Source organism: Mycolicibacter senuensis (genome assembly GCF_003284925.1).
Lineage (GTDB): Bacteria > Actinomycetota > Actinomycetes > Mycobacteriales > Mycobacteriaceae > Mycobacterium > Mycobacterium algericum_A.
Genome location: NZ_QMEX01000042.1, coordinates 23,821 through 29,944, shown reverse-complemented (window position 1 = coordinate 29,944; position 6,124 = coordinate 23,821). Strand labels below are relative to the sequence as shown.

Genomic DNA, 6,124 nt, shown 5'->3' with positions numbered 1-6,124 from the left:
GTTGATGAGTCGCGTCATAGGTGACACTTGAGTCGCGTCATCGGTTACAGATTGCCCCGGCCTCGGCCGGGGTTTTTCTGTACTCCACACGTGTGGCTGCGCCGGAAGCGTCCCGGCCGTGCCGGTCGAGACCGCCGCCGAAGGGGCGCGGGTCCGATTCGCCGGTTACGACGCCGGCGTCACGCCATCACCCGAACCCTTGATCGAGGCCTTCGCCCGCGGCTCGGCGCGCACCGCCCGCTTGCCGCGCACGAACCCGGTCGCCGAGACCGACGCGGAGAACAGCGCCTCCTCGCCCTTGACGAACGGGTGGAACCCGACACCGGCGCCGCCGCGCTTCTTGACCGGGATATCGGCGGCTTCGGTCACTTTCCAGCCCTTCTCGGACCTCGACAGGATGGCTTCGCCGTTTCCGCAGCTGAGCGGCAGCGCGGCGATGACTTCATCGCCGTCGCCGGCGAGCTTGACCCCGGCCACGCCGTTGCCCGCCGCGCCCTGCGGGTTCACCGTGGCCGGGTCGATGCGCAGCACCTTTCCGAGGCGGGTCACCAAGGCCAGGTGGTGACCGTCAGCCAGCACACCCGAGCACAGCAGCCCGGTGATGTCCGGCGCGACGGGGATGTCGCGGATCTTGTACGGCAGCCCGGCGCCGGTGGTGAATTTGATCCGCCCGTCGGTCCACACCGCCCACCCCAGGCCGGCGGTGAGCAGTTCGCCGTGGCTGTCGGAGAACACGCCGCGCTCATCGAGGCGCCAGGCGGCGTTGACCTTCCGCTCGCGCGGCCCATCCTCGTCGACGCTGGGCGTCACGGGTGTGGCCTCGGGGTCCAGCACGGTGCGACGGTCGAACTCGGGGCCTTTGAACAGTTTCGCGGTCTCGACCAGCTCCCGGTCGATCACCTTGCGGCGGGCCTCGGGGTTGGCCACCAGCTCGGTCAGCTCGGCGAACTCGGCGTCCAACTTTTCGGCTTCGGCCCGCAGTTCGATGACGTCGAGCTTGGTCAGCCGGCGAAGCTGCAGCGCCAGGACGTAATCGGCCTGCTCGGCATCGATCTCGAACCGCTGCTGTAGCCCCTGGCGGGCCTCGTCGACGGTGTCGGACCCGCGGATCACCGCGACCGCGGCGTCGATGTCCAGGTGGATGACCATCAGACCGGCCACCAGGTGGCGGCGCGCGGCGACCTTCTCCAGCCGGTACTCGCTGCGGTGCAGCACCACTGAATCGCGCAGCGATAAGAACGCGCGGATCAGCTCGCGCACCGACCACCAGCGCGGCACCCGGTTCTCGTCGAGTGCCACCAGGCTGGCGGCGAACGTCGACTCCAGCGGGGTCAGGGCCAACAGTTGGTCGCGGATCTGTTCGGCACTGTGTCCGCGTTTGGCGGTGACCACGATCCGAAGCCCGTTGCGCCGGTCGGTCAGATCCGACATGTCGGAGACGCCGGACAGCTCCCCGGACTCGATCAACGACCGAATCCGTTCCTGCACAGTGTTACTCGCCACTCCGGGCGGCAACTCGGTGACGATCACGTCCTTGCCCTCGACCGAAACCGTGCCCCGCACCGTGAACGCGCCGCGGCCGGTGGTCAGGTATTCACGGAGACCGGCTGTGCCGACCACCGTGGCGCCGCACCCCCAGTCCGGCCCGGGGATGAGCTTGACCAGCCTGTCGTCGGTCATATTCGGCGTGGCCAGCAGCGCCCGGCAGGCGGCCATGATCTCGCGCGGGTTGTGGGCGGGGACCTTGGTCGCCCAGCCTTCGGCGATGCCGACAGCACCGTTGCAGAGCAGCACCGGCCACCGTGCCGGCAGCACCGTGGGTTCGGTCCACTCGCCGTCGAACGTGGACATCATCGGCACCGCGTGATCGTCGAGTTCGGCGGTCAGCGCTGCGCCCGGTGCCGACAGCCGCATCTCGGTGTAGCGGTCGGCGGCGGGGATGTCGCCCTGAATGCGCGGGAAGGCACCGTGGCCGTCAATGACTTTCACCCGCTGGAAGTCCGCCGCCAGCAGTGCCGCGGCCCCGTACATCGAGGCGCCACCGTGCGGGTGCAGGTTGCCGGTGACGGCCGAGCAGACCTTCGAGGACTTCTGCGGCTTATTGCCGGGCAGCAGTTTCGAATCGTGCATCTGATAGAGCAGCCGCCGCTGGCCGGGCTTGAGACCGTCGAACGCGGACGGGATGGCGCGGTCGCTGACACTGTAGAGCGCGAACGTCAGCTGGTAGTGGTTCCAGTAGTCATCGGCACTCTGGTCGAGTACCAGGTCGGGGTTCTGCTCGGGAATATCGAGGGTGGCGGTCACGGTGTCTCTCCTAGCGGTCCGCTACGTCAGGTCCAGCGCGGCGGTGTCGACCCGGGCGGCGACATCGGCCATCCAGCTGCGCCGGCCCTCGGGCGGTCCGCCGAACAGCGTGTGGTGCAGCCGGCTCTCACCGTCATCGAGGTGTACCCGAATGACGGTGCGCCGCTGTGGATCCAGCACGGTGTTCCAGAAGTCGTCGGCGTCCATCTCGCCGAGGCCCTTGTTGCGCTGCACTTCGATCCTGCGTTTCGAGGAGGCTTTGAGCTGTGCCACCGCGGCGTCGCGTTCGGACTCGTCCTGGCAGTAGATCCGCTGCGTGCCGTCCTTGACGACGAACAGCGGCGGCAGGGTGACGTAGACCATCCCGGCCTCGACGAGCGGGCGATAGAAGTCGAGGAACATCGAGATCAGGCTGGAGTTGATGTTCCCGCCGTCGGGGTCGGCGTCGGAGGCGAACAGGATCCGGTCGTAGCGGCACAGTTCCGGGTCACAGTGGTCGCGCACCCCGCAGCCCAGAATGCGTTCGATCGAATCGAACTCGTCCTTGGCCCGCGCCTTGCTCAAGGCGAAGCCGTAGACGTTGGGCGGCTTGCCCTTGAGCGGGAAGGCAGCCTGGAACGTGGCGTCGCGGGCTGCTTTGATCGTGCCGAGCGCCGAATCGCCTTCACACAGGAACAGCTCGGCACCCGATCCGCGGCCGGTTTCTTTGCTGGGCAGCAGTTTCGGTGGCAGCGACAGGTTGGTTCCCAGGCCTTTGGCCTTGGACGCCGCCCGGGATCGGGCCTTGGCGCCCTCGGCGCTGCGCCGGGCCCGGGCCGACTCCAGTGCCAGCTTCGTCCACAGCGTCACGGTGTCGGCGTTGGCGGGGTTGGCCGCCCAGATGGTGACGCTGCGCGCCACATCGGGGGCCATCGCCAGGTTCAGCGACCGCGACGACACCGCGGTCTTGGCTTGGGAGTCCCAGGCCACGTCCGGCGCGCGGGTGTCGACGGCCAGCGCCGTGACGGCGGCGAAATCCTGTGGCTCCGGGCCTTCTTCGCCCTTGGCCAGCCCCAGGTCGCGGATCCGGGAGGCGCGGTCGGCCAGCGCTTCGGTTAGCCCTTTGACCGCGGCGGTCAGGTGCGATCCGCCGCCGGGGGTGCGCACGGTATTGCAGAACGCGGCCACTGTCGCCGGCTCGGCCGGGCCCGCGGTCAACGACCAGCGGAACGGGGTCGGGCCCCGGCCGGTGGTGTACTCGCCGCGGCCCTCCACGACGGCGCGGACCTCGGGGCTGGGAGTGCCCGCGGCGGTGCACATCAGGTCCAGCAGGGTGTCGGTGCCCCAGGGGCCGCTGAACGGTGCGGTCAATGCCGGGGGAATCTCCTCGCCGGGCCAGCCTTCGTCGACGACGACCAGGTGCACACCGGGCGACATCCGAGACGAGGCGTGGGCCCGCAGCAGCACCTCGCCGATATCCACGGTCGAATCGGGCACCACGGCCGGGTCGAACAGGATGCGAACGGTGGTGCCGTGTGCGTTGGGCTTGCGGTTGGCAGTGCCGCGCAGTTTCTGGGTGTCGGCGCGGGTGAACGGGGCGTCCGGGTCGAAATCGTCGCCCTCGAACACCCCGGGGTAGCCGCGGCCGAAACTCTGCAGGTAGGTCTTGCCGGCTCGGCGCACCGTGACATCGGTACGTGCGGAGATGAAGACCGCTGCGGCGGCGCCGATTCCGTTCAGACCGGCGCCGGTGCTGGCAGCGTCGGCGTGGACCGAGAATTTGCCGCCGGCCCGCGCGGTGCCCAGGGTTTTGACGATGCCGTTCTTGCCGTTCACCGGGTCGGAGTCGATGGGCAGGCCCCGGCCGTCGTCGGCGACGCTGACCGACCCGTCGGCGTGCAAGGTGATCGTCACGCAGGAGCCGCCGTGGCTGGGATCAGCCACCTCTTCGATGGCGTTGTCCACCAGCTCCCGCATAGCGGTGTTGAGCACGTCCAGGCCGAGGTTGACCGCCGGTCGCAAGCGGGTGTGCTGGACATCGTCGAGCTCGGTGATGTCGGCCGCGGTGTAGCTCACTGCTCGTGTTCTCCATCAGTGCCGGGTGAGGTGCCGCAGGAATGGTAGACGGCGCAGCTGACATCTCAGTGGATTCCGGTCGGCGATTGCAGCAGGCGCTGACCGGCGCTGTGGCCGACCTGGCCGGCTCAGATACCGAGCACGGCTCGCGCCCGATCGATCTCGTCGGGGTCGGCGGTCGTCGGAATGAGCCGGAGTTCGTCGAGACCGGCGTCGCGCGCGCCGTTCACGGCGGCCAGCAGCCCGGCTACCTCGCAGTTCAGCGTCCGCGCGGCCGGGGCGCCTACCGGTTGTCCCGTCCAGCGGGCACCCCAGGCCGGCCCGGCCGGCCGCTGACCACGGCGTCCGTTAGACCGCTGAACCCCCGCCGTCGACGTACAGCGTCGATCCGGTCACATAACTGGCGCGCGGCGAGGCCAGAAACAACACCGCCTCGGCGATCTCGGCCGGGTGGGCGGTGCGCTGCAGCGGCAGGGCCGCCGCGACGTCATCGATGAACTCCCCCATTGCCGCGGTGCCCGGTGTTCGCGTGGGTCCGGGCGAAACACTGTTGACGCGGACACCGTTGGCGCCGAACTCCGCCGCCCAGGTGCGTGTCAGCGCTGCCAGCGCAGCTTTGGTGGCGCTGTAGACCGACGTGCCCGGGAATCCCTTGTCGGCGGCGGTGGAGGTGATGTTGATGATGCTGCCCCGACCGCGTTCGACCATGCCCCTTGCCACTTCCGCCACCAGGAAATAGCTGCCGCGCACATTCGTGTCGAACATCTGCTGAAACGAACCGAGGTCTTGCTCGAGTGTCGGCGCGACCGGGAACACCGCGGCGTTGTTGACCAAGATGTCGACTTCCCCGGCCTGCCCGACCAACCGCGTCACTGCGGCCAGATCGCTCAGATCGGCCTGTACGAAGGTCGCCTTGCCGCCGATCTCGGCGACCGCCTGCGCGCCGCGCTCGGCATCGCGACCCGAGATCACCACCGTGGCACCTTCGGCCGCCAGCAGACGTGCTGATTCGAGACCGATGCCGGCAGTGCCGCCGGTGACCACGGCGACCTGATCGAGTAGTTCCATGCATCGGTGCAACGCCCCGGCGAGGAGATTAATCCCGCGTCCCACGATCCGTATTAGTCGACCGCGCAGCTTCGGCTCGGTGACAGCTGCAGTGCGGGCAGCACGTAGCGCCGTAGATGTCGCCGCAGTGAGGCGGGGTCATCGGGATCGATGTGGCTGCCCGGCACGCTGCCCAGGCTGATCATCACCCGGGCGATCCACTCGCTGGCCTCGCCGATGTCGGTGTCGGGATGGATGTCCCCGGCCGCGGCGGCGGCCTCGACGAAGGGGTGCCAGAACGCCGCAAGGTCCGGGACCAGGCCGCGGACGCCCGCCCCGGCGCAGGCGGTGAACTCGTCGGGTTCGGAGGTACGCAGCCGCATCAACAGCGTGCCCGGGTCGTCGTAGGCCCGCCGGCCGATCTGCACCCCGGCCACCAGCTGGTCTTCGAAGCTGGACAGCGTCGACAGCTCGGCGCGGGTTCGCGCCCAGCTGGTCTCGACCAGCCGGATGATCGCCGTGCCCACCAGCGTCGGCTTGTCCGGAAAATTCCGGTACAGCCAGGCCCGCGACACCCCGGCGCGCTCGGCGACGTCGATCATCGTGGTGGCGCGGATGCCCTTGTCGGCCAGCAGCTGCTCGGTCGCGTCCAGCAGCCGGTCGGTTGTCGACGACGCGACTGCCGGCTTTGCGTTCACGGACCACCTCCTGGCCGGCA

At 69.1% G+C, this 6,124-nt stretch carries 4 protein-coding genes; all 4 read right to left on the bottom strand.

Annotated features, from left to right (window positions below; genetic code table 11):
- Positions 1–165: 165 nt before the first annotated feature.
- Positions 166–2,304 carry a DNA gyrase subunit A gene (locus DQP56_RS12070; protein ID WP_112685704.1) on the bottom strand — a complete coding sequence of 713 codons (2,139 nt, stop codon included), beginning with the start codon at positions 2,302–2,304 and terminating at the stop codon, positions 166–168.
- A 21-nt stretch (positions 2,305–2,325) separates the two neighbouring features.
- A complete protein-coding gene (locus DQP56_RS12065) occupies positions 2,326–4,359 on the bottom strand; it encodes a toprim domain-containing protein (protein WP_112685702.1) in 2,034 nt (677 codons plus the stop codon).
- Positions 4,360–4,707: 348 nt separating this feature from the next.
- Positions 4,708–5,427: an SDR family NAD(P)-dependent oxidoreductase gene (locus DQP56_RS12060; protein WP_112685700.1), complete on the bottom strand. Its 720-nt coding sequence runs from the start codon at positions 5,425–5,427 to the stop codon at positions 4,708–4,710.
- 53 nt (positions 5,428–5,480) lie between these two features.
- A complete protein-coding gene (locus tag DQP56_RS12055) occupies positions 5,481–6,104 on the bottom strand; it encodes a TetR/AcrR family transcriptional regulator (protein WP_165824998.1) in 624 nt (207 codons plus the stop codon).
- Positions 6,105–6,124: the final 20 nt, after the last annotated feature.